The organism is Azospirillum melinis (assembly GCF_013340935.1).
Classification (GTDB): Bacteria; Pseudomonadota; Alphaproteobacteria; order Azospirillales; family Azospirillaceae; genus Azospirillum; species Azospirillum melinis.
This window is the reverse complement of the sequence record NZ_WHOS01000018.1, coordinates 39,340-61,490: the sequence shown is the minus strand read 5'-3', so window position 1 is coordinate 61,490 and position 22,151 is coordinate 39,340. Positions and strand designations below refer to the sequence as shown.

Sequence of the window (22,151 nt, the reverse complement as noted above, 5' to 3'; positions counted from 1 at the left end):
GAGGGGCGCTGGTGGCGCCCCTTGTCGTTCCAGCAGACCTTACGTTCCAGCTAACCTTATCGCTCCAGCAGGTAGGTCTTCAGCCAGTCGCGCACCTCGCGGCAGACCGCCTCCGACGCCTCCTCCATCGCGTGGCCGGTGCCGGGGACCAGAACCAGCTTCTTCGGCTCGCCCGCCTTGCGGTGGACGTGGATGGAGCAGCTGGCCGGCAGAATCTCGTCCGCCTCGCCATGGATCAGCAGGATGGGGCAGGACAGGTCACCGACCGGATCGGTGCCGTAGCCCTGGGTCGCCAGCGTCACCACGGTGCAGACCGCACCCCGGTTAGACGCCGCCGCCTGGATCGCCACCGCGCCGCCGAAGGAATGGCCGACCAGCGCCACATGGTGGATGCCCTGCCGGCCCAGGAAGCTGAGCCCGCACAGCGCGTCGTGCACCGCCTCCTCCAGGTCGCGCGGATCGCGGAAGCGCAGGCGCAGCGAGGCGACGCCGTCGGCGGTGAAATCCGCGGCCAGGCGCGGATAGAGCCCGCGCGCCGGGGTGTCGAACCCGCCGCCGACCCCACCGATCCACAGCACCGCCAATTCGCCGTCCGGCGCCGGGTAGAAGCGGGCCTGGACAGGGCCGCGGTCGGTTTCCAGTGTCACCGGCCGAAAGCCCTCGGCGTCGACGATGCCCATGGTGGCGTCCAGAAGAGGCACGGCCATCCTCCCATCCGATCTGTGCTGTGGAGACTAACAGCGCAGACGCCCTGCGGTTGCCGCTTACCACAGCAGGTGAGGCGACAGGTGAGGCAACGAAGCCGCAACCCGGCTGTTCTCTGTCCATAGTCTTTGCACAGACGGGAAAGGAGCGGCGATGGCGTCGAACAGTTTGACCGGGCGGGGCCGCTGGCCGCAGCCGGACTCTCTCCTCTCGGGCCTGGGTTCCGGCCTTGCGGGCGCGGGACCGGGCGGTGCCGCGACCGGCGGCCGCTGGCTTGCCATGGTCGGCGGTACGGCACTCGGCGTTCTGGGATTGCAGCGGTCGGGCTGGGGCGGGGCGGTGATGGCGCTCGGCGGCGCCGGCCTGTTCGCCGCCGGTGCCCTCGGGCTGCGGCCCTTCGGCGAGCGGTCGCTCGGCACGGCACCGGACCCTGGCGCATGGCGCCACCAGGGTCCGGCCACCCGCCGCCGGTCGCTGACGCCGGAACGCACGCAGGCGGTGGTCACCATCGCGTCGGACGCCGGGACGATCTTCCGCTTCTGGCGCAACTTCGCCAACCTGCCGAAGCTGATGCCGCAGTTGGAGCGGGTCGACGTGCTGTCGGCGACCGAAAGCCGCTGGATCGCCAAATCCGCGACCCAGGCCGCCAAGGGGGCCGCCAAGGGGGCCGCCGGGGAGTCCGCAGGCGAGGTGCCGAACTGGCGCTGCGTGCTGGACCGCGTCGACGAGGACCGGCTGTTGACCTGGCATACGGTGGGCGAGACGGCCCTGCCGCACCGCGCCTCGCTGATGCTGAGCCCGGCGCCCGGCGACCGCGGGACGGAGGTGCGGCTGACGCTGGTCTACCGCGTGCCGGCGACCGAGGTGGCGGCGCTGCTGGGCGTCACGCCGGCGGGACAGGCGGAGGAGGCGCTGCGCCGGCTGAAGCAGCGGGTGGAGACGGGCGAACTGTCCACCATCGAACGGCAGCCGCGCGGCGGAACCTCCGGCCCCTTCCGGGAGGCGACGGAATGAAGGCGCTCTGCTGGAACGGAACCAACGACCTGCGGGTGGAACGGGTGCCCGACCCGGTGCTGGTCAATCCGCATGACGTGATCGTCAAGGTGGCGCTGTCGTCGGTCTGCGGGTCGGACCTGCATCTGATCGACGGCTATGTGCCGACCATGCGGCCCGGCGACATCATCGGCCACGAGTTCCTGGGCGAGATCGTCGAGAAGGGGCCGGAGGTCCGCTATCTCAACCGTGGCGACCGGGTCATCACGGTGTCGATCATCGGCTGCGGCCATTGCGGTCACTGCCGGCACGGCGAAAGCTCGCTGTGCGACAACTCCAACCCGAACCCGGAGCATGCCCGCACCGCCTACGGCCATTGCGGCGCCGGCATCTTCGGTTACAGCCATGCCTTCGGCGGCTACGCCGGCAGCCATGCCGAATACATCCGCGTGCCCTATGCCGACTTCAACGCCTTCCGCGTGCCGGAGGGGGTGAGCGACGAGAAGGCGGTCTTCGTGTCCGACGCCGTGCCGACCGGCTACATGGCCGCCGACATGGCGGGCATCAAGCCGGGCGACGTGGTGGCGGTGTGGGGTTGCGGCGGTGTCGGCCAGATGGCGATGCGCAGCGCCAGCCTGCTGGGGGCGGAGCGGGTGATCGGCATCGACCGCGTACCCGACCGGCTGCGCGCCGCCCAGATGAAGGCGGGGGCGGAGACGCTGGATTACAGCCGCGTCGACATCTTCGACGCGCTTCAGGCGATGACCGGCGGGCGCGGTCCCGACGTCTGCATCGACGCCGTCGGCATGGAGGCCGACAGCGGGTCGAACGCGGTGGAGGATTTCTATGACCGGGCCAAGCAGGCGGTGGGCCTGCAGACCGACCGGCCGGCGGTGCTGCGCCAGATGATCGAGAGCTGCCGCAAGGGCGGCACCCTGTCCATCGTCGGCGTCTATGGCGGGCTGATCGACAAGTTCCCGATGGGGGCGGCGATGAACAAGGGCCTGACCTTCCGCATGGGCCAGCAGAACGGCCAGCGCTATGCCGAGCGGCTGTTCGGGCACATCCGCAACGGCGAGCTGGACCCCTCCTACCTGATGACGCACCGGTTGCCGCTGGACGACGGCCCGCAGGCCTACCGCATGTTCAAGGAGAAGGCCGACGACTGCATGCGCGTCGTCTTCGCGCCGCAGGGTTGAAGCGAAGGGAGAGACACATGGAACTGGTCTATGCCTATCCGGCGGAGCGCGGCCGGGGCGTGGAGGCCGAGATCGTCGGCAGCCTGCGCGACCGCTTCGGCAATGTCGTGCAGCGGGGCCGGGAGGAGCGGGACGCCGAGCGCGGCGACCGCTCCGACGTGGTGGTGACGCTGGAGGTCACCGACGACAAGGTCGAGGCGGCGCTGATCGCGCTCCGCGCCCACCCGCTGGTGATCGACGCCGCCGCACGGAGCTTCGGCGAGCGGGTTTGAGCGCTGCGGCATACTCCGGATGCGATAATCCCATGGAAAGTCTTCCCTGGGAGAGCGGTCTGTCGTCCGCTCTCCCCTTTCGTGCATCGGGTCGGGAGTGCGGGATGCGGAGGTTTCTGAGCGCGGTCGTTCTGGCCGTCGCGCTGGGCGGCAGCGTCGCGGCCGCCCAGCAGTCGATCATCGACGGCTGGGCGTGGAGCACCCTCGTGCCGTCGATTGCCCAGACCGACATCCTCGGCACCCATCTGCGCGAACTGAGAAACGAGCAGGAACGGCGCAGCACGCCGCCGGATGTCTCGCGGCTGGGCTTCACGCCGTCGAAGGCACGGCGCAGCGCCAATCTTGCCGCTTTCGTCGAAAAGACGCGGGCGGCCGATCCGAACGGCGCCGCCGATCTGCAACGGCTGTTCGCCGACGGCGACATCATCGAGCGGATCGGGGCGGCGATTGCCCCTGTCGGCCTGCGGACCGACAATCTCGCGGATGTCTATGCGCTGTGGTGGATCACCGCGTGGCAGGCGACGCGCGGCGACAACGACACGCTGGGCCGCGACATGTACGCCGCCGTCCGCGCCCAGGCCGCAAGGGCGCTGAACGGTGCCGGCGGCCCCGCCCGGGCGTCCGATGCCGGGAAGCAGGAACTGGCCGAGGCCCTGCTGGTCCAGACCACGCTGATCGACGCCGCGGTGGAGCAGGCCAAGGGCAATCCCGCACGGATGCGGCAGGTCCGCGCCGCCGTCGCCAAAAGCGCGCAGGGTATGGGGCTCGACATGGCCGCGATGGAGATCACCGGCGGCGGCTTCGTTCCCAACGGCAAACGGTGATGGGACTGCATCTCCCGGTTTCCCATGGCTGTTCCAACCTGTTGCCGGCCCCGCCGCTGAATCCATAGGTTTCGAAACAATTTTCCGGTCCTGCGTGACCACGCTCCCCCGCCCCTGTTGACCATACCCACAGGGGACGTCCGCATCACTCACCGGGGGCATTTGCCGTGATCATCTCCGCCGCACTTCCGCCTGTCGAACAGGCGCAGGCCACAGTCAAGCGCCGCTGGCCCATCGGGGTGGAACTGCTTCCCGGCGGCGCCCATGCGCGGGTCTGGGCGCCGAAGGCCGGGCGGGTGGAACTGGTCTCCGAGCCGGACGGACAGGTGACGGAGCTGACGGGCGAGGGGAACGGCTATTTCTCCGCCGCGGTGCCGGGGCTGGAGGCCGGGGGGCTTTACCGCTTCCGGCTGGACGGCAAGGAGATGCTCTTTCCCGATCCGATGTCGCGCTTCCAGCCGGAGGGGCCGCACGGGCCTTCGCAACTAGTCGACCCGCACCGCTTCGCCTGGAGCGACGGGGACTGGCAGGGCCGCGCCATCCGGGGGCAGGTGATCTACGAGATGCACATCGGCACCTTCACGGCAGAAGGGACCTGGGACGCCGCGCTGGCGGAACTGCCGGCGCTGGCCGATCTGGGGGTGACGGTGCTGGAGGTGATGCCGGTGTCGGAGTTTCCCGGCCGCTTCGGCTGGGGCTATGACGGGGTGAACCTGTTCGCGCCGACGCGCCTCTATGGCGATGCCGACGCCATGCGGCGCTTCGTCAACGAGGCTCATCGGCTTGGGCTCGCCGTCATTCTCGACGTCGTCTACAACCATTTCGGGCCGGACGGCAACTATCTGAAATGCTTCGCCGACGACTACTTTACCGACCGCTACAAGAACGATTGGGGCGAGGCGATCAACTTCGACGGTCCCAATTCGGAGCCGGTGCGGGAGTTCTTCCTGACCAACGCCTCCTTCTGGATCGAGGAGTATCATCTGGACGGGCTGCGGCTGGACGCCACCCAGTCGATCCATGACGGCAGCGAGGCCCAGGGCAAACCGCACATCCTGACCGAGATTTCCCACGCCGTGCGCAAGGCCGGCGGCGGGCGCGCCACCATCCTGGTGGGGGAGAACGAGCCGCAGCATGCCAGCATGGTGAAGCCGGCCGCGGAGGGTGGCTGCGGGCTGTGCGCCATCTGGAACGACGACCTGCACCATTCGGCGATGGTGGCGCTGACCGGCCGGATGGAGGCCTACTACACCGACTATCGCGGCACGCCGCAGGAATTCGTGTCGGCGATGAAGCACGGCTTCCTCTATCAGGGGCAGTGGTACCGCTGGCAGGGCAAGCGGCGCGGCATGCCGGCCTTCACCGTGCCGCGCCCGGCCTTCGTCAGCTTCCTGCAGAACCACGACCAGATCGCCAACTCCGCCCGCGGCCTGCGGCTGCATGCGCTGACCACGCCGGGCCGGCTGCGGGCGATGACGGCGCTGATCCTGCTGGGACCCGGCACGCCGATGCTGTTCCAGGGCCAGGAGTTCGCCGCCAGCACGCCCTTCCTCTATTTCGCCGACCACAAGCCGGAACTGGCCGAGCTGGTGGAAAAGGGCAGGGCGGAGTTCCTGGCCCAGTTCCCCAGCATCGCGGCGCCGGCGATGCAGGCAACCCTGCCGAAGCCGCATGCCGAGGACAGCTTCACCCGCTGCAAGCTCGACCAGCGCGAGCGGGAGAGCAACGCCGCGGTCTGGGCGCTGCACCGTGACCTGCTGCGCCTGCGCCGCGAAGATCCGGTCTTCGCCGCCCAGCGCATCGGCGGGCTGGATGGCGCCGTGCTGGGGGAGGAGGCCTTCGTCCTGCGCATCTTCGGAGAGGAGGAGGGCGACGACCGGCTGGTGCTGGTCAATCTCGGCCGCGACCTGACTTTGCGTGCGCTGGCCGAGCCGCTGCTGGCACCGCCGCTCGATGGGGCCTGGACGGAACTGTGGTCCAGCGAGGAGCCCGTCTATGGCGGCTGCGGCACGGCGGCGGTCGAACAGCCGGACGGAGCGTGGCGGCTTCCCGGCCATGCGGCACTGGTTCTGGGGCCGGCACATGGCTTTTCTACGGAAAGCGACGACGAGGGAGGCAACACAACCCCGGTCATCGTGGTTTCCCAAGGGTAGGAAACCGATAGCTGAGCATAGGTCCACCATGGCTGATTTCGTCCGCACCCTGTCGCGCGAGGTCCTGAACACCGGTCCGAACGGCGCCGAAACCCGTGAATGGCTGGTCGCCAACGGACTTGGCGGCTATGCCTCGGGATCGGTGTCGGGGGCGGTGACGCGGCGCTACCACGGGCTGCTGATCGCCGCATTGCCGGCCCCGCTCGGCCGCGTGCTGATGCTGAGCCAGCTGAGCGACGTTGCCATCGACGCCGACGGCCGCCATTACCGGCTGAGCTGCCGCGATACCGGTGGCGATCCGGGCGGCGGCGAAACCGGCGAGGAGGGGCAGACCGCCGCCCTGCAGGAATTCCGCATGGAGGCCGGGCTGCCGGTCTGGCGCTTCCGTGCCGGCGGGGCGGTGATCGAGAAGCAGGTCGTCCTGCCGCACGGCCAGAACATCGTCCATGTCACCTACCGGGTGATGGAGGCGAAAGCGCCGGTACAGTTGCGGCTGCGGCCGGTTCTGGCCTTCCGCACGCTGGAATCGGCGGTGGACCGCCCGCTGGCCGGCGCCTATCGCATCACCGCGTCGGGGCAGCAATATGAGGTCTCGGCCGGCCCCGACCTGCCGGTGCTGCGCATGGCGATCGAAGGCGGCGATTTCCCGATGACGCTCGACGGCGGCATCCGCCGCGACGTCTATTACCGGGTGGAGGACGAACGCGGCTACCAGTCGCGCGGGTCGCTGTGGACACCGGGCTATTTCAGCGGCGAGGTCGGGGCGGGCCAGAGCATCACCTTCGCCGCCGCGACCGAGGACTGGTGGCGGCTGGAGGCCCTGCCGCCGGCCGATGTGCTGGGGTTCGAGGCCGAACGCCGCCGCCGCATCATCCAGACCGCCCATCCCAGCTTGCGCGATGGTGCGATGGCGGAACTGGTGCTGTCGGCCGACAGCTTCCTCTTCGTGCCGGCCGGCCGTGTCGCCGACCAGATGCGGGCGCGGGCGGAGGGCGACGAGGTGCGGACGGTGATCGCCGGCTACCATTGGTTCACCGACTGGGGCCGCGACACCATGATCGCGCTGGAGGGGCTGACGCTCGCCACCGGACGCCATCTGGAGGCTGGGTGGATCCTTCACACCTTCGGCCATTACATCCGCGACGGCCTGATCCCCAACATGTTCCCCGACGGCAAGGACCGCGGGCTGTACCACACCGCCGACGCCACGCTGTGGTTCTTCCATGCGCTGCACCGCTATCTCGGCGTCACCGGCGACCGCGACACGCTGCGCCTGCTGCTGCCCAAGCTGCGCGAGGTGATCGACTTCCACCGTCGCGGCACCCGCTTCGGCATCGGCGTCGACCCCCGGGACGGGCTGCTGCGGCAGGGGCAGGAGGGCTACCAGCTGACCTGGATGGACGCCAAGGTCGATGACTGGGTGGTCACGCCGCGCCGGGGCAAGGCGGTGGAGATCAACGCGCTGTGGCACAACGCCCTGCGGCTGATGGCCGGCTGGCTGCGCGAGGAGGACGGCGAGGCCGCTGCCCGCCCGCTGGAGGAGCTGGCCGATCAGGCGCGCGCCTCGTTCAACGCGCGTTTCTGGTGCCCGTCCGCCGGGCATCTGTTCGATGTGGTGGATGGCGAGCATGGCGACGACATCGCCTGCCGGCCCAACCAGATCTTCGCCGTCTCGCTCGACCATCCGGTTCTGGAGCGCGAGCGCTGGGAGCCGGTAGTAGAGACGGTCCGCAGCCGGCTGCTGACCCCGTTGGGGCTGCGGTCGCTGGCGCCGGGCTGCCGCGATTACAAGGCCAAGTATTTCGGCGACCTGCGGGCGCGCGACGCGGCCTACCACCAGGGCACTGTCTGGGGCTGGCTGATCGGCCCCTATGTCGATGCCTGGCTGAAGCTGCATCCGGAAGACAAGGCGGGCGGGCGCCAGTTGCTGGAGGGTTTCCTGCCGCATCTGGACGAGGCGGGCATCGGCACCATCAGCGAAATCTTCGATGCCGAGGCGCCCTTCACCCCGCGCGGCTGCATCTCGCAGGCCTGGAGCGTGGCGGAGGTGCTGCGCTGCTGGGTGAAGACGGAAAGCTAGGCGGCGCCGGGGGTTGCGGACGTTACCCACCCGAAGGTCATAGGGCGGCCGATGGGGGCCGCCTTACCCGCAACGATGGTGCAATGCCCTTGGGAGCAGTTGTCAACAGGGCACAACAGGGTGTGAAATCGCAGGGTCCAGCGAAATGTGACAGATTTCAGTTGACACGCCGCTGAGGCGCCGACAGCCGGAAAAACGTGATTATTCTTATAAATCAGGTGGTTACGCAGATTGCCTGATTTTTGGGCAAACACAGTGGGCCCCTTGAATCGCCTTGTGCGAATCGGGACTGCCCACGTCTTGCCCACACAGTTATCCACAGCCTCTGTGGAGACCGCGGGCGAGGCCGGCGGCCAAGCCCTTCGTCGTGCCTATCCAATGAACCTGTCCATAAGATGCCTTTACTTTGGGCAGGGCTGGGGATGGGGCTCAGCGCAAGGGGGTAACCGTATTGGATTTTAGCCAGACCGGAGAAAGCATCCTATAGTTCCGGCATCGGTTCCTTCGGTAACCCGACTGGGCCAAGTGAATCAGACCGTACGGGGTGCGGGAGAACAGCCAGAGCGGAGGTGCCAATGCGGAGCGTTGTGCGGGGCGTCGCCGGCTTGCCATACCCGGCAGTCCAGTCAGGGCTTGTCCAGTCCGGATGGGCGGACGGCGATGCCGTCGCCAAGCCGACCGAAGCGCCGGCACGGGGACTCCTGGGCGGGCTGCCCGCCGTGGTCGGTCCGCTGCTGGGCGCGTCGGTGCTGGGGGCGCTGATCCTGCACCTCATGGCCAGCCTGGTTGCGCAGCTTCCGGCCGCCGATGCCCTGGGGGCCTTGTCGGTGATGGTCGGCATGGCGGTGGTCCTCGTCACCCTGCTGCCATTCGCCTTGCTGTCCTTCAGGCGGGCGCAGCGGGCATGGGCGGCAATTCAGGGCTTCGGGCGGGAGACCGGGCAGGGCACCGGCCGTCCCTGAGGCATCTCAGGTTCTTCCCTGACGGCAACCCGACAGGATTTCGTTGCTACGCGAAGCGTGCCCGCGTTTAATCGCGGGCGGGGGCGGCACTCGCCCTTCCGTCCGTCGCAAGCGGGGCGGCTTTCCGGGGGCACGGTATGGGGCTTTTCGATTTTCTGAAGGTCTCGGTGGCCGACAAGAAGGCGGCCAAGCCGGCAGCCCGCATGCCGGTCAGCGTCATCCAGTGCGACGGAAAAAGCTATCCCATCGTGTCGCTGACGCCCAAGGGCTTCGTCGCCCGCGGTTTCGACGGGTCGCTGGTGGTCGGGCAGAACGCCAAGGTGTCGGTGCGCGTCGACGATGCCGCCGGCAAATTCACCTTCAACGCGACCGTTTCGGTGGTGGAGATCAAGGGCGACAGCGTCGGCGCGACCTGGAGCATCCTGCCGACGGAAGTCGATGCGGTGATCCGCCAATACGCCCAGAACCGCAAGAAGCAGGACGGCAAGGGCGCCCGCTAAGTCCCATCGTATGGTGGCGGTCGTGTGGCGGGCGGTGCCTTACTGGCGGCCGTTCGCCTCGTCCCCGCCCGGTGATGGCATGCCGGCATTGACGATCTTCGGCAGCGCCAGGACGCGCGCCCGTTCCAGCCATTCAGACAGGGTGACGAACTCGCAGCCCTTGGCTTTCAGTTCGGCGATGACGCGGGGCAGGGCCTGCGCCGTGCTGGGATAGGTGGAGTGCATCAGGAAGACGTTGCCCGGCAGTCCGCCCAGCTTGATCTGGCTGACGATCTTGTCGGCGTTGCGCACCTGCCAGTCGCGTGTGTCCACCGACCACAGGACGGAGCCCATATGCTCGTCCCGCGCGATGGCCAGCAGCTCGTCCGAATAGCGGCCATAGGGCGGGCGGAACAGGACCGGGTTGGCGCCGAAGCTGCGCAGGATGCGGTTGGTCTCCGCAATCTCGTAGCGGGCGCCGGTGGCGTCCATCTTGCGCAGGTCGGAATGGGTCAGGCTGTGGTTGCCGATCTCGTGCCCGCTGGCGACGAAGTCATGGATCAGGTCGCCCTGCCGCTCGGCGATGCGGCCCACCGGGAAATAGGTGGCGCGCACGCCTTCCTGGTTCAGGATGTCCAGGATCTGGCGGGTGACCGTGCGGTGCGGCCCGTCGTCGAAGGTCAGGGCGCAGAGGTTCCAGTTCTCCCGCTTCAGCGTCGCCGGCATCACGTCATAGCGCGAATCCGGCATCACCGAGCGCAGCCGGCCCTTGCGGCGGCTGTGCTGCTCGATGTCCGCCATGGTGCGGGCGTCTTCCTCGTTGTAGATGATCAGCCCATCGGCCGGCGGCGTCGCGTTGGCCACCGACGGCGGCGGGGGCGCCAGCGGAGCGGCGACAGCCGAACCGATCGGTGCCAGGACGGAAGAGGTGGTCGTCGTCACCGTCTCGCGGTTGCCGGCCGGCTGCGGCGGCTTGGCCTCGGCCGGTATGGGGGCCGGTATTGGTGCCGGCATGGGCGTCGGCGCCGGGGCGACCGCCATGGTCACGGCCGGCGGCTTTGCCGATGCGGCGGGGATAACAGGGGTCAAGGCCGGGATTGCGGAGGCGCCGCCCGTTGCCGGCGCGGACGGAGCGGTGACAGTGGCACTGGCGGTTGCCGCCTTCTCCGCCGGCTTTTCGCCCGGCTTTTCCGTCACGGCCGGCCGGTCCACGACGAGGCAGCCGAAGCCGGCACCGACGATCCGCCGGCACAGCGCCCGCGCGTCCGTGCCCTTGCCGACCTGGGCGTAGAGCGCCACGCCGGCACCGCTCTTCCCGTCCAGCTGCATGACCGAAGCCGTCAGGCCCGCCGTCAGGTCCCGCTCGCGCTGCTGCAAATTTTTCCAGCTAACCCACGCATCGCCGTCGCGGGAATAGATGCCCAGCTGCAGAACCGGGCCATCGGGCGCCGGGGCGGCCGCGGGCGTGGCGGCCTGCACCGGAACGGCAGGCTTCGCCTCCACCTTTATGGCGGAAGCGCGCTTTGCGGCGGGGTCGGCAGCGACGGAGGGCAGGGCAGGCAGGCCGAGCACGCAGGCCAGCAAAGCGACCTTGAGCATGCCGGCGCGGCCCAGCGGGGCCAGGGCGCCGCCATGGCTTCGGACGGCATCGGCCGCCCGGGGTCGGGTGCTGGTTGAGGCGGGATTCGGCCAGAAAATGCGCAACATATCGGTCCCGTCGCTTGGCCCAGCCACTACTGCGGACCGCCGGTTGATGGCGGTGCAATATCATCACGATAGGGTTAATTCAAACGACAAGCGGCGGAATTGTGGCGGCTTCGCCGCTTTTCACAGGGGCGTTGCCGTTCGGAAACGGTGACGGGTGCGGGCAGTACGAAAGCATAGAGCGGAAGCGCGCCGGAACCGGCGGGGGAGCCGCGGGGTTCATTACAGGACTGGCGGGGCGGTGACCGGGCGGCGACCGCTGCCGTGCGCCGTTCCCGCCCCTCCGCAAAGCCCAACCCCAAAGGAGACGACCCGTATGGCCGAGGATTTGGAAAGCCGCATCCGTCGGCGCGCGCACGAGATCTGGGAAAATGAAGGCCGGCCGGAGGGGCGTTCCGAAGCCCATTGGGAGCTGGCCAGCGAAGAGATCGCCATCCAGGACAATTATCGTGACACGCTGAAGCCCAACCCTGCCGGCGGTCCGGAAGCGACGGCGATGCGCACCGAGCCGGTCGAGCCGGTGCTGAGCATCGCCAACCAGGGCGAACAGCCCGGCCTTGCCGACCAGGGCGAAGAGATGGGCATCCCGATGCGCGGCGACCGCGACGTCTGGCCGACGCCGGAAGAGGCGGCATCGACCGCCGTGCCGCCCAACCGCAGCAAGAAGACGCGGCGCCGGGCTTAAACATATAGCCAGGCGCCGCGCGGTCCGCGCCGTCTTCAGACGCTGGACTTGTCGGCCGACTTTTCCGCCGTGCCGCTCTTGTCCAGCGGCATGGCGGCGCGGCCCGCGTCGGGCTGCCGGCCGGCAGGCGGCATGGCAGCCGGAGCCGGGGACAACGCGGGAGCCGCGGCGGGCGTGGTGCCTGGAAGCAGGCCGGGCTGCGGCGCCGGAACGGACATGGCAGCCGGTGCGTCGTCCAGACGGTCATAGATGTCCGGATGCAGGCGGACCGCCCCATCGGCCTCCACCGTCGCGATCCAATAGACGAATTGCACCGGCATCGGCGCCGCCAGCTTGACCCATTGCGGCTGCTGCTTGCTGAGCAGGCGGTCGATCCGCTCCGGCGTCACGCTGGTGCCTTGCAGCAGCAACTCGGCCAGCTTGCGCGGGTCCTCCAGACGGACGCAACCGGAACTGATCGAGCGCAGTTCGCGGGCGAACAGCCGCGGCTCGTTGGTGCCGTGCAGATAGATGTCGTAGGGGTTGGTCAGGTTGAAGCGGAACCGGCCGAGGGCATTGTGGTCGCCCGGCTGCTGGACGATGCGGACACGGCCCGGCGTGACGTCGTGCCAGTCGACCGTTTCCGGCGCCACCTCCTGCCCGTCGAGATAGACGATGGCGTTCTGGATGCCGGGCGTGCCCTTGGCGCGCAGGTTCGGCAGCTTGTCTTCCTTCAGAACGGTGGGCGGCACCGTCCAGGTCGGGTTGACGATGACGTGGGTGATGCGGTCGGTCAGCAGGGGCGTCTCGCGCGACGGCCGGCCGACGATGGCGCGCATCGTCAGCTCCTCCTCCCCGCCGCGGACCAGGGTGGTGGTCTGGTTGGTCAGGTTCACCACCAGGATATTGTCCGGTGCGGTGTCGCGGAAGCTGCGCATCGCGACGGCGCTCTGCCGCATCAGGGCCGCGGCCTCGGCCGGCGTGCGGTCGAGCGCCGCCCTTGTGCCGGCGCCGATCAGCCCGTCGGGTTTCATCCGCTGGGCAAGCTGGAAGGCCTTCACCGCGCGGTCGATGTCGACGGTGAACACCTCCGACACCTTGTCGGCCGGCAGCAGGCCGAGTTCGGCCAGGCGCTGAGCCAGCCGGCCGACACGCTCGCCGCTGCTGCCCAGCTTCATCAGCCCGCCTTCCCCGATCCGGGTGGAGGCCTGCACGGGCGCGCTGTCCAGTTCCACCGCGGCGGCGTCCAGCCGGTCGGCCCACTGGGTCAAGGTGTCGCGGTAGGGCAGAGCGTCGGCCGGCCCGGCCCCGAGCAGCGCCATCGCCGATGCGGCGGTCAGCGCCAGCAGGGCCAGCTTGCGGGACATGCGGAGGTCGGCGGAAGCGATCATGGCGGCACCTTCTGTCACTGTGGTCCAGCGAAGCATCGGAATGGATGCACCGCTGCCCTCCCGATCAATTTATGCAACGCAATAATGGAAGGCGAGGCGCGCGGCGAGAAATCCGGTCGATCATTCTTCCGGTGTGATCTTCCTGCCGCCGTCCTATGACCTGCCTATGCAAGAAGGTCACACTGCGAAATTTTTTAATTGCCTCAGCCGATGACCTTCCCTATACGAATATCCGTCCGGAGACGATTCACACCAGACGGGACGCTTCGGATCAGCGTTGGTCATAAGGCTGATACTATCACCGCGGGCGCCGCGCGACCCGCCAAACGCCGAACGGCCACAGCGTAGAACGGCAAAAACGTAAGACGACGAGGTTCGGGGATGCATTTGGGGGATGATGAGCGTGCCGCACCGGCAATCGGGCGGCGCGGGTTCCTTGGTTTTGCCGCGGCGGCGGTATCTGCGGCTCTTCCGGCCGCATCGGGGATGATGACGGGAGTCGCCACCAGCGTGGTGACGGGTGTGGCGACGGCACCGGTCCTTCTCGGATCGGGCTCTGCGGAAGCCGCTCCCCTGGCCGGCAGTGTCCGGCGCCTCAGCCTGCACAACATCAACACGCAGGAACGGTTCGACGGCGTCTATTGGGCCGACGGCAATTACAAGCCGGATGCGCTGCGCAAGTTGGACGTGCTTCTGCGCGACCACCGCGCCAAGCAGGTCTGCCACTACGACCCGCGCCTGTTCGACCTGCTCGCCCGCGTTCACCAGAGCGTCGGCTCCGACGATCCGTTCGAGGTGATCTGCGGCTACCGCTCCCGCCGCACCAATGCGATGGCTCGGCGCCGGTCGCGTGGCGTCGCGAAGGAAAGCTATCACACCCGCGGCATGGCCATCGACATCCGCCTTCCCGACACCCAGCTGCGCGCCATTTCCGAGACGGCGAAGGGGATGCAGTCCGGCGGTGTCGGCTTCTACCCGCGCAGCGGTTTCGTCCATCTCGACGTCGGTCCCGTCCGCAGCTGGTAAAGCCGCGGGCAACCGTACGCGTCCTGTTATGAGGTAAGGCTCCGCATCGGCCGATGCGGAGCCTTTTTCCTGTGCCGGTGCTTTCGATGTGCTGGCGGTGAAGCGCGGCTTTCGAATGCCGGGCTTGATTTCGGGCCTGGATCAGCTTCTTGGCGACGGTTTGGACGCACGCAGGATGTCGGTCGGGTCCCACACCGCGCCATGGCGCCGGCGCGACTTGCTCTGGCTGGCGGCATCGGCTGACTTCACCGGCTTGACCCTCTGTGCATCGCTGCGCACCGGACGACCGGCCTTGCGGATGCTTTCCCCATCCGGTCCGGCGGCGACGATCTCGGTGCCGGCCAGGCGGTTTCCCCCATTGACCGACGACTGTGAGCTGCCCGGTTGAGGGGATGCATCCGGCTCGCCGTCCTCATCCTCGCCGGGGCCTTCCGGCGGCTCCTTGATTTCGGGGGAGAGGGCGGAGAGCAATGACAGCATCTCGTCCGACACATGGGAGGGAGCGGCGCGCCACAGGCGCAGCAACCGTGCCTCGCGCCGGCTGATCTGGCTGCTGCTGTCGTCCGACTCCTCGAAACCGCCGCGGGGGCGGCGTGGGCTGTCGGCGTCATTGTAGGTATCGAAAAAGAAGCTTACGGGAACGTCCAGAACCTGGCTCAGCCGATACAGGGTACCGGCCGAAATACGATTGGAGCCGCGTTCGTATTTCTGGACCTGCTGAAAGGTCAGACCGATCGCTTCACCCAGTTTTTCCTGGCTCATCCCCAGCAGGGTCCGGCGCATCCGCACCCGTTGCCCGACATGGGCATCCACAGACCAGGACTCCGGCGATCCGCGTCGTCCTCTTTTGCGCGCCGTCGGTTCACTCATGTCCATTGGTCTCCGCTGCCCAGTCTTCCGCGGCTTGTCTTTGCGATAATGAAAAGATTGTTCACACATTCGTTGAAGCGATTCAAGAGAAAACTTCTGAATATTGGTGTGTGTTTGCCATATTCCGATAGGCATTGGTGGTGGTGCAGCATTCGCAGGGGTTGTCATATTACAGCTTTGTATTATTTCGCCGATGCTGAGACTCAATTGCGCCAAGGCTCTGCCGGATCCCTGCATTCATACCTTTGCGGAAATCACCGAGTCTTTCGGCTCATCCATTCGTTCGGGCGTTAGCTTTTCGTTTATAGAAATTCCGTGATCGGAAACGGATGGGATTTGCACCGCCACAAATGGTGGTGAAGAACCTTCTGGTTGTAATAAATAAACCGGAGAGCAGAGAGAAACTTTCCTCTCTCAAGGCCGATACAGTCCGTCACGCTGCATCGGAGCCGGGCCGTTCGGGCCGCATGGTTGGCCAGACAAGCGTTAATACATAATTAACCTTATTAAGCCGCCGTTAACCGGTGTCCGGAGCCGGCGATTCAGGGTCGCGGGGGCCGTGGTGCGTGACTATCCGTATCGGCCTTGCGGGTGCTCCTCGTTCGGGCAGTGCCGGACGGGTGGGGGGACTCCGTCGCCCAGGGACCGCCGGCCATGGCGAAACCTTCGACATGGTCGCGCAGCTTCTGGACCTGGGACGGCGTGACGGTGCGGCCGAAGCGGGATTTCAGCAGGGCGGCCAGCGTCCCGCGGGTCGGCCGGACCCCGCCGGCCGACAAAATGCGGTAGGCGACGAAGGCCTCGGCATAGAGCCGGATGCGGTCGGGCCGACCGCGCAGTTGTGCCGCCTGGGCGGACGGGCTGCCGTCCAGATGGTCGATGAGCCGCGCCTCCGCCTGGGCCACGGTCAGGTCCGGCAGGTCGACGGCCGCCGGTTCCGGCGGTTCGGGCCGGCCGATGGAATCGCGCAGGCGCCGCCGGCGCTGGCGCTCGCGGTCGCCAGCCCGCAGCTGCTCGGCATAGGCCGGGTCCGCCGCCCGCCGTTCGGTGCGGCTGCGGTTGGACTTCGCGGCACGCTCCGCCTCCCGCGCCCGCAGCATCGGGTCGCGCAGCAGGAAGGCCAGCTCGTCCGCGGTCAGCCGATGCGCCTGATCGGCGTCCGCCGGCAGGGCTCCGCCGTCGCGGATCTCCCCGCGCCCGCCACCCTTGCCGCCGTCCTGATGGTCGCTGTCGTCCATCGCCGGGAAACGCGTGTCCGCCCGGTCCTGTTCCCGCGACATTTCGCCCGACACCGCCTGGAGTCCCTGTCTCAACCCCCAGCCCGGAAAATCCCGGGACGGAAGATGAGGGAGATTTCATATCCGGTGCCGGTCCCGCCCGTGCTAGAGAGGGGCCGTTCTTTTCGGCCCGTGCAACAGTGGAATTCGCCCGCCATGACCCCCCGGCAAGCCCTTCAGCAGCGCCTCGCGGCTTTGGATGCCCATCTGCGGGCGGAAAACCCCAACCTGCTGCCGGTCCTCCCGACCTTCCGCGCCTTCGACCGCATCCTGGCCGGGCTCGGGCTGATCGACCGCCATGAATCGCTGACCACCCGCATCCCCTGGTGGCCGATGGTCGCGGTGCTCGGCACCTTCTCCGCCGGCAAGTCGACCTTCCTCAACGGCTATCTGGGCGAGGTGTTGCAGAACACCGGCAATCAGGCGGTGGACGACAAGTTCACCGTCATCTGCCACGGTCCGGAAACCCGCAAGGAGGCGTTGCCCGGCACCGCGCTGAACGCCGACCCGCGTTTCCCCTTCTATCGCATCGCCGACGAGATCGAGAAGGTCGCCGCCGGCGAGGGCAAGCGGATCGACAATTACCTGCAACTGAAGACGCTGGCCGGGACGCGGACCAAGGGCAAGATCTTCATCGACTCGCCGGGCTTCGACGCCGACGACCAGCGCCGTTCGGTCCTGAGGCTGGTCGACCATATCGTCGAGCTATCGGACCTCGTGCTCGTCTTCTTCGACGCCCGCCATCCGGAGCCGGGCGCCATGCAGGACACGCTGCGCCATCTGGTCGCCAAGACGGTCAACCGCGCCGACGCCCGCAAGGTCTGCTACATCCTCAATCAGGTCGACACCACCGCCAAGGAGGACAATCTCGAAGCGGTGTTCGGCGCCTGGCAGCGCGCCATCGCCCAGGCCGGGCTGGTGTCGGGCCGCTTCTATGCCATCTACGATCAGCGCTCCGCCGTGGACATCGAGGATGACGGCCGCCGCGCCCGCTACCAGGCGCGCCGCGACCATGATCTGGCCGAACTCCAGACCCGCATCAACGAGGTCGAGGTCGCCCGCGCCTATCGCATCATCGGCTCCATCGACAGCCTGACCAAGGAAGTGGAGGGGGAGGTGCTGCCCAAGCTGCGCGAGGCGATGGCGGCGTGGCGCCGCCGCGTGCTGATCGGCGACGCGGTGTGGGGCGTGTTGCTGCTGGCGCTGCTGGGCAGCGCCGTGCAGACGCTGGGCGGCGGATTCGGCGCCTTCCTCGGCTGGCTGTCCGAGTCCGGCGACAGCGGGCTTCCGCTGCACCTGATCGGCACCGCGCTGGTGCTGGGCGGGCTGTTCCTGGCCGGGCATTTCAAGCTGCGCCAGTTCTTCGCCCGCCGCATCGCCGTCACCCTGAGCGACCGGTTCGGCGACGTCGACCTGAACCTGCGGCAGGCCTTCCTGCGGAACACCCGCTTCTTCCGCTCGATCTTCGCCAAGCAGCCCGCCGGCTGGGGCGGGCGGGCCCGCAAGGCGATCTTCGCCATCCGCGAGGCGACGGCGGTGCATGTCCAGCGCATCAACGACCTCTACACCGATCCGGCCGGCCGCCGTGCGCGGGAAGCCGCCGCCGGCCCGGCCGCCGCGGCTGAGTGACCGCAAGCCGGCGGCAAGTGTCGGCGGCTCTTTACAGTGCGGCGTGCAGGCCGTTAGATCTCAGCTGTTAGATTCTTGGCCGGCGCCGTGCGACCGCGGCGCCGGACCCACCAGCGGGCGGCCAACGGACTTGCGGGATTCGGCAAACGGAGCGATTGGCACGGTGAGATCCTCGGCCGCGGGCATTGTCCTGGCCGGGCTGCTGCTGTGCCTGACCCCGGCTCAGCCGCAGGCTCAGGTCCCCGGCTCGGAACCCGGTGGCACGGATCCCGCTCAGGCCCCCTACACAGGCCTGGATCTGGTGACCGGCGGCGACTATGCCCCCTACACCGGCGACGACCTGCCGGGTGGCGGGCTGGTGACCGATCTGGTCCGCCGGTCCTTCGCGGTCGGCGGGCGTCGGTACGACGTGCGCTTCATGCCGTGGAAGCGCGGCTATGACGGGGTGGTGGCCGGCCGTTTCCTCGCCACCTTTCCCTATATCCGCACGCCGGAGCGCGAGCGGGAGGTGCTGTTCTCCGACCCGGTGATGGAAGTGCGGCAGTTCGTCTATCTGTCGAACCGGTCCGGGATGGAGTTTCACGGCCGGGCCGGAGGCGGCGACTCCGGCGGTCTGGAGGATTTCCAGGGGCGGACGATCTGCCAGCCGGTGGGCTATGCCCTGCCGGCCGGGCTGGAGGCGATGGTCGAACAGGGCCGCCTGACCCGGCAGACCCCGTCCGACCTGGGAGCCTGCGTGCGCATGGTGGCGACCGGGCGGGCCGATGTTCTGGTGATCGACGAGTTCAGCGGCGCCGCGGCGATTCAGCGCTCCGGTCTGGCCGACGACATCCGGGTGGCGGACCGGCCCTTCGCCGTGGTGACGCTGCATCTGGTGGTCGGACGCGGCACCCCGGGGGCCGACGCGACGGTCGCCGCCTTTAACGACGGCCTGAAGGCCCTGAAGCAGCAGGGCGTTTATCACCAGCTGCTCGCCAGGCACACGCTTCAGCCTGCTCCCTGATATCGCTGGGGTTTTCCCTGAGGGTTCGCGCGGTCTTCCGGCCCTGCCGTGGCGATTTTCCGGATTTTGGCGCGCTTTTCCGCGCGGAAGGCCCCCGTCGCCATGGACAGGACGGTGCTTCGTGCTATAAACGCGCGGTTTCGATCATGGAAAAGGGGCGCGGGCTGTGGCCATCGACGCGTCGATTCTGGTCCTCAACGGACCGAACCTCAACATGCTGGGCGTGCGGGAGCCGCAAATCTACGGGTCGATGACCCTGGACGACCTGGAGGCCGCCTGCCACGAGCGTGCCGACACGCTGGGTCTGACCGTGGATTTCCGGCAGTCGAATCACGAAGGCGAACTGGTTTCGTGGATTCAGCAGGCCCGCACGGAAAATGACGGCATCGTCATCAACGCCGGCGCCTACACCCACACCTCGGTCGCGATCATGGACAGCCTGATTCTGTCGGAGCTGCCGGTGATCGAGGTCCATCTGTCGAACATCTTCAAGCGCGAGCCGGTCCGCCATCACTCCTACATCTCGCCGGTGGCGAGGGGGATGATCTGCGGGTTCGGGCCGCACGGGTATCTTCTGGCGCTGGACGCCATCGCGAACATCATCGACCGCGATTAAGGAAACGGGAACGACTGACATCATGGCGAGCTTCGACATCGACGGCGATCTGGTCCGCAAGCTGGCGGACCTCCTGCGTGAGACGGGCTTGAGCGAGATCGAGTTCGCCGAGGGCGAAAAGCGCATCCGCGTCACCCGCCCGACCGCCGCCCAGACGGTCGCCGTCCAGGCAGCCCCGGTCCTGGCGGCCGCTCCGGTCGCCGTGGCGGCGCCGGCCGCTGCAAAGCCGGCAAGCCATCCGGGTGCCGTGACCTCGCCGATGGTCGGCACCGCCTATCTGGCGGCGGAGCCGGGCGGTACGCCCTTCGTCCGTCCGGGCGACGTGGTCAAGGCCGGCCAGACCATCATGATCATCGAGGCGATGAAGGTCATGAACCCGATCAAGGCCCCGCGCGGCGGCACCGTCGCCGAAGTGCTGGTGTCCGACGCCCAGCCGGTCGAATTCGGCGAAGTTCTCCTCATCATCGAGTAAAGCGGGGCATTCCCTTGGCGATGTTCGAAAAGATCCTGATCGCGAACCGTGGTGAGATTGCGCTCCGCATCCACCGCGCCTGCCGCGAAATGGGGATCCAGACCGTGGCGGTGCATTCCACCGCCGACGCCGACGCCATGCACGTCCGCCTCGCCGACGAAAGCGTGTGCATCGGTCCGGCGTCCGCGCGCGACAGCTACCTCAACATTCCGGCCATCCTGTCGGCGGCGTCGATCACCAATGTCGACGCCATCCATCCCGGCATCGGCTTCCTGTCGGAAAACGCCCAGTTCGCGGAGATGGTGGAGGAGCACGGCTTCACCTTCATCGGCCCGACGCCGGAGCATATCCGGGTCATGGGCGACAAGGTCACCGCCAAGAAGACGGTGATGGAGCAGGGTCTGCCGGTGGTGCCCGGCTCCGACGGTCCGGTGACGTCGCTGGAGGATGCGGAGAAGGTCGCCCACGAGACCGGCTATCCGGTGCTGATCAAGGCGGCGGCGGGCGGCGGCGGCAAGGGCATGAAGGTCGCCCGCAACCCCGACCAGCTGAAGGAAGCCTATCAGCTGGCCCGTGGCGAGGCGCGCGCCGCCTTCGGCAACGATGAGGTCTATCTGGAGAAGTATCTCGGCCATCCGCGGCACATCGAGATCCAGCTCCTGGGCGACACCCACGGCACCTGCGTGCATTTCGGCGAGCGCGACTGCTCGGTCCAGCGCCGGCACCAGAAGGTCATCGAGGAGGCGCCGAGCCCGGCGCTGAACGCCGAGCAGCGCGCCTTCATCGGCGAGCTGGCGGCCAAGACGGCGGCGGCCATCGGCTACCGCGGCGTCGGCACGATGGAGTTCCTCTACGAGGACGGGCAGTTCTATTTCATCGAAATGAACACCCGCCTTCAGGTCGAGCACACCATCACCGAGATGATCACCGGCATCGATCTGGTTCGCGAGCAGATCCGCGTCGCCGCCGGTGCGCCTCTGGGCTATGGCCAGTCGGACATCCGCTTCGAAGGCCATGCCATCGAATGCCGGGTGAACGCCGAGAACCCGGAGACCTTCATCCCGTCGCCAGGCAAGATCGACGGCTATCACGCGCCGGGCGGACTGGGCGTTCGCGTCGATTCGGCACTGTATGACGGCTACCGCGTGCCGTCGCATTACGACAGCCTGATCGCCAAGCTGGTCGTCCACGGCACCACCCGGAACGAGTGCCTGATGCGCCTGCGCCGCTCCATCGAAGAGTATGTGATCGGCGGCATCCAGACCACGCTGCCGCTGCATGACCGCATCATCGCACAGCAGGCCTTCATCGACGGCAATTACGACATCCATTGGCTGGAACAGCTGATGGCGAAGTCCTGACCGCTCGCGGCATTTTTCACATACGCGGAAATACTGCGGCAGAATGTCGCAGTTATGAAACCCCTCTCTCCAGATGGAGAGAGGGGTTTTTCTTTATTAATGTTCTCTGATGTGGAGATTCGCCTTCCCCGCGGGAAATCTGTTCTTTTGCAATTTGATAATTTTCCGGCTGACTCGCGTTTTCATTCGCAAATTGCGACTCCAGACGCGGCGAATCACAGTTTGAAGCGCGCGCCCGGTCATCAGGGTTTTACCGGAGCGGCGGTTTGCGAAGAATTCAGAGTGCATGGCACGCCGCTTGCTGACTTGATCTGTGTCAGTGCGGATGTGGGCTACTCAGAGTAGACGAAACGCCATTCCGTTAGCTGTGCCGAACCATCGCTTTTTCCAGGCGGTGCGCTGGCCTCTCTCTGTCCACCGGTCGCGACCCGTCGCGCCGGCTTGCCTGCCCGAACGTGCCCATTGTCCGAC

The 22,151-nt window shown here is 67.7% G+C and carries 20 protein-coding genes and 1 pseudogene; 16 read left to right on the top strand and 5 right to left on the bottom strand.

Annotated features, from left to right (window positions below; translation table 11 throughout):
• Positions 1-56 precede the first annotated feature (56 nt).
• Positions 57-707: an alpha/beta hydrolase gene (locus GBZ48_RS15605; RefSeq protein WP_211105765.1), complete on the bottom strand. Its 651-nt coding sequence runs from the start codon at positions 705-707 to the stop codon at positions 57-59.
• A gap of 151 nt (positions 708-858) precedes the next feature.
• Between GBZ48_RS15605 and GBZ48_RS15600 the strand changes: the two genes are divergently transcribed.
• From GBZ48_RS15600 to GBZ48_RS15565, 8 genes are all read left to right on the top strand, one after another.
• Positions 859-1,719 (top strand): SRPBCC family protein, encoded by an 861-nt coding sequence (locus GBZ48_RS15600; RefSeq protein ID WP_174471866.1) that lies wholly within the window; start codon positions 859-861, stop codon positions 1,717-1,719.
• On the top strand, positions 1,716-2,897 hold the full coding sequence (locus GBZ48_RS15595) for a zinc-dependent alcohol dehydrogenase (RefSeq protein WP_174471865.1): 1,182 nt from the start codon (positions 1,716-1,718) through the stop codon (positions 2,895-2,897). The genes GBZ48_RS15600 and GBZ48_RS15595 overlap by 4 nt, the downstream gene beginning before the upstream one ends.
• Before the next feature lie 17 nt (positions 2,898-2,914).
• Positions 2,915-3,169: a hypothetical protein gene (locus tag GBZ48_RS15590; RefSeq protein WP_174471864.1), complete on the top strand. Its 255-nt coding sequence runs from the start codon at positions 2,915-2,917 to the stop codon at positions 3,167-3,169.
• A gap of 104 nt (positions 3,170-3,273) precedes the next feature.
• Positions 3,274-3,993, top strand: a complete 720-nt coding sequence (locus GBZ48_RS15585) for a DUF6683 family protein (protein WP_174471863.1) — start codon at positions 3,274-3,276, stop codon at positions 3,991-3,993.
• 167 nt (positions 3,994-4,160) lie between these two features.
• A complete protein-coding gene (gene treZ / locus GBZ48_RS15580; RefSeq protein WP_343049556.1) occupies positions 4,161-6,146 on the top strand; it encodes a malto-oligosyltrehalose trehalohydrolase in 1,986 nt (661 codons plus the stop codon).
• 28 nt (positions 6,147-6,174) lie between these two features.
• Positions 6,175-8,226 carry an amylo-alpha-1,6-glucosidase gene (locus GBZ48_RS15575; protein WP_174471862.1) on the top strand — a complete coding sequence of 684 codons (2,052 nt, stop codon included), beginning with the start codon at positions 6,175-6,177 and terminating at the stop codon, positions 8,224-8,226.
• A gap of 575 nt (positions 8,227-8,801) precedes the next feature.
• The gene (locus GBZ48_RS15570) at positions 8,802-9,188 is read left to right on the top strand and encodes a hypothetical protein (RefSeq protein ID WP_174471861.1); all 387 of its coding nucleotides are present in this window, start codon (positions 8,802-8,804) and stop codon (positions 9,186-9,188) included.
• Between the two features lie 137 nt (positions 9,189-9,325).
• Positions 9,326-9,688 (top strand): hypothetical protein, encoded by a 363-nt coding sequence (locus GBZ48_RS15565; RefSeq protein WP_174471860.1) that lies wholly within the window; start codon positions 9,326-9,328, stop codon positions 9,686-9,688.
• Positions 9,689-9,727: 39 nt separating this feature from the next.
• Here GBZ48_RS15565 and GBZ48_RS15560 read toward each other — a convergent pair whose 3' ends face one another.
• Positions 9,728-11,266 (bottom strand): polysaccharide deacetylase family protein, encoded by a 1,539-nt coding sequence (locus tag GBZ48_RS15560; protein WP_246307213.1) that lies wholly within the window; start codon positions 11,264-11,266, stop codon positions 9,728-9,730.
• A gap of 421 nt (positions 11,267-11,687) precedes the next feature.
• Here GBZ48_RS15560 and GBZ48_RS15555 point away from each other — a divergent pair, with 421 nt between their 5' ends.
• A complete protein-coding gene (locus tag GBZ48_RS15555) occupies positions 11,688-12,056 on the top strand; it encodes a DUF2934 domain-containing protein (protein ID WP_109047496.1) in 369 nt (122 codons plus the stop codon).
• Positions 12,057-12,091: 35 nt separating this feature from the next.
• Here GBZ48_RS15555 and GBZ48_RS15550 read toward each other — a convergent pair whose 3' ends face one another.
• Positions 12,092-13,426 carry a L,D-transpeptidase family protein gene (locus GBZ48_RS15550; RefSeq protein ID WP_246307212.1) on the bottom strand — a complete coding sequence of 445 codons (1,335 nt, stop codon included), beginning with the start codon at positions 13,424-13,426 and terminating at the stop codon, positions 12,092-12,094.
• 486 nt (positions 13,427-13,912) lie between these two features.
• Between GBZ48_RS15550 and mepK the strand changes: the two genes are divergently transcribed.
• On the top strand, positions 13,913-14,452 hold the full coding sequence (gene mepK / locus GBZ48_RS15545; RefSeq protein ID WP_246307211.1) for a peptidoglycan L,D-endopeptidase MepK: 540 nt from the start codon (positions 13,913-13,915) through the stop codon (positions 14,450-14,452).
• 614 nt (positions 14,453-15,066) lie between these two features.
• Here mepK and GBZ48_RS15540 read toward each other — a convergent pair.
• Together GBZ48_RS15540 and GBZ48_RS15535 are read right to left on the bottom strand one after the other, a co-directional pair.
• A pseudogene (locus GBZ48_RS15540) lies at positions 15,067-15,322 on the bottom strand (helix-turn-helix domain-containing protein); the annotation flags it as partial.
• 542 nt (positions 15,323-15,864) lie between these two features.
• Positions 15,865-16,602, bottom strand: coding sequence for a hypothetical protein (locus GBZ48_RS15535; protein ID WP_246307210.1), 738 nt, complete (start codon positions 16,600-16,602; stop codon positions 15,865-15,867).
• Positions 16,603-16,755: 153 nt separating this feature from the next.
• Here GBZ48_RS15535 and GBZ48_RS15530 point away from each other — a divergent pair, with 153 nt between their 5' ends.
• The 6 genes from GBZ48_RS15530 to GBZ48_RS15505 all read left to right on the top strand — a co-directional run bounded on the left by GBZ48_RS15530 (position 16,756) and on the right by GBZ48_RS15505 (position 22,025).
• Positions 16,756-18,228 carry a dynamin family protein gene (locus tag GBZ48_RS15530; RefSeq protein WP_174471856.1) on the top strand — a complete coding sequence of 491 codons (1,473 nt, stop codon included), beginning with the start codon at positions 16,756-16,758 and terminating at the stop codon, positions 18,226-18,228.
• Between the two features lie 163 nt (positions 18,229-18,391).
• On the top strand, positions 18,392-19,231 hold the full coding sequence (locus GBZ48_RS15525; protein ID WP_343049555.1) for a substrate-binding periplasmic protein: 840 nt from the start codon (positions 18,392-18,394) through the stop codon (positions 19,229-19,231).
• A 166-nt stretch (positions 19,232-19,397) separates the two neighbouring features.
• Positions 19,398-19,847: a type II 3-dehydroquinate dehydratase gene (gene aroQ, locus GBZ48_RS15520; protein ID WP_012973695.1), complete on the top strand. Its 450-nt coding sequence runs from the start codon at positions 19,398-19,400 to the stop codon at positions 19,845-19,847.
• 22 nt (positions 19,848-19,869) lie between these two features.
• Complete coding sequence (accB, locus tag GBZ48_RS15515; protein WP_098740163.1) at positions 19,870-20,319, top strand: acetyl-CoA carboxylase biotin carboxyl carrier protein; 450 nt, start codon at positions 19,870-19,872, stop codon at positions 20,317-20,319.
• A 20-nt stretch (positions 20,320-20,339) separates the two neighbouring features.
• Positions 20,340-21,680, top strand: a complete 1,341-nt coding sequence (accC, locus tag GBZ48_RS15510) for an acetyl-CoA carboxylase biotin carboxylase subunit (RefSeq protein WP_174471906.1) — start codon at positions 20,340-20,342, stop codon at positions 21,678-21,680.
• A 54-nt stretch (positions 21,681-21,734) separates the two neighbouring features.
• Positions 21,735-22,025, top strand: a complete 291-nt coding sequence (locus tag GBZ48_RS15505; RefSeq protein ID WP_174471854.1) for a hypothetical protein — start codon at positions 21,735-21,737, stop codon at positions 22,023-22,025.
• Positions 22,026-22,151: the final 126 nt, after the last annotated feature.

Coding starts and splice junctions, on each gene's coding strand:
- GBZ48_RS15605 (WP_211105765.1), bottom strand. CDS start 707: ATGGCCGTGCCTCTTCTGGACGCCACCATGGGCATCGTCGACGCCGAG.
- GBZ48_RS15600 (WP_174471866.1), top strand. CDS start 859: ATGGCGTCGAACAGTTTGACCGGGCGGGGCCGCTGGCCGCAGCCGGAC.
- GBZ48_RS15595 (WP_174471865.1), top strand. CDS start 1,716: ATGAAGGCGCTCTGCTGGAACGGAACCAACGACCTGCGGGTGGAACGG.
- GBZ48_RS15590 (WP_174471864.1), top strand. CDS start 2,915: ATGGAACTGGTCTATGCCTATCCGGCGGAGCGCGGCCGGGGCGTGGAG.
- GBZ48_RS15585 (WP_174471863.1), top strand. CDS start 3,274: ATGCGGAGGTTTCTGAGCGCGGTCGTTCTGGCCGTCGCGCTGGGCGGC.
- GBZ48_RS15575 (WP_174471862.1), top strand. CDS start 6,175: ATGGCTGATTTCGTCCGCACCCTGTCGCGCGAGGTCCTGAACACCGGT.
- GBZ48_RS15570 (WP_174471861.1), top strand. CDS start 8,802: ATGCGGAGCGTTGTGCGGGGCGTCGCCGGCTTGCCATACCCGGCAGTC.
- GBZ48_RS15565 (WP_174471860.1), top strand. CDS start 9,326: ATGGGGCTTTTCGATTTTCTGAAGGTCTCGGTGGCCGACAAGAAGGCG.
- GBZ48_RS15560 (WP_246307213.1), bottom strand. CDS start 11,266: ATGCTCAAGGTCGCTTTGCTGGCCTGCGTGCTCGGCCTGCCTGCCCTG.
- GBZ48_RS15555 (WP_109047496.1), top strand. CDS start 11,688: ATGGCCGAGGATTTGGAAAGCCGCATCCGTCGGCGCGCGCACGAGATC.
- GBZ48_RS15550 (WP_246307212.1), bottom strand. CDS start 13,426: ATGATCGCTTCCGCCGACCTCCGCATGTCCCGCAAGCTGGCCCTGCTG.
- mepK (WP_246307211.1), top strand. CDS start 13,913: ATGATGACGGGAGTCGCCACCAGCGTGGTGACGGGTGTGGCGACGGCA.
- GBZ48_RS15535 (WP_246307210.1), bottom strand. CDS start 16,602: ATGTCGCGGGAACAGGACCGGGCGGACACGCGTTTCCCGGCGATGGAC.
- GBZ48_RS15530 (WP_174471856.1), top strand. CDS start 16,756: ATGACCCCCCGGCAAGCCCTTCAGCAGCGCCTCGCGGCTTTGGATGCC.
- accB (WP_098740163.1), top strand. CDS start 19,870: ATGGCGAGCTTCGACATCGACGGCGATCTGGTCCGCAAGCTGGCGGAC.
- accC (WP_174471906.1), top strand. CDS start 20,340: ATGTTCGAAAAGATCCTGATCGCGAACCGTGGTGAGATTGCGCTCCGC.
- GBZ48_RS15505 (WP_174471854.1), top strand. CDS start 21,735: ATGAAACCCCTCTCTCCAGATGGAGAGAGGGGTTTTTCTTTATTAATG.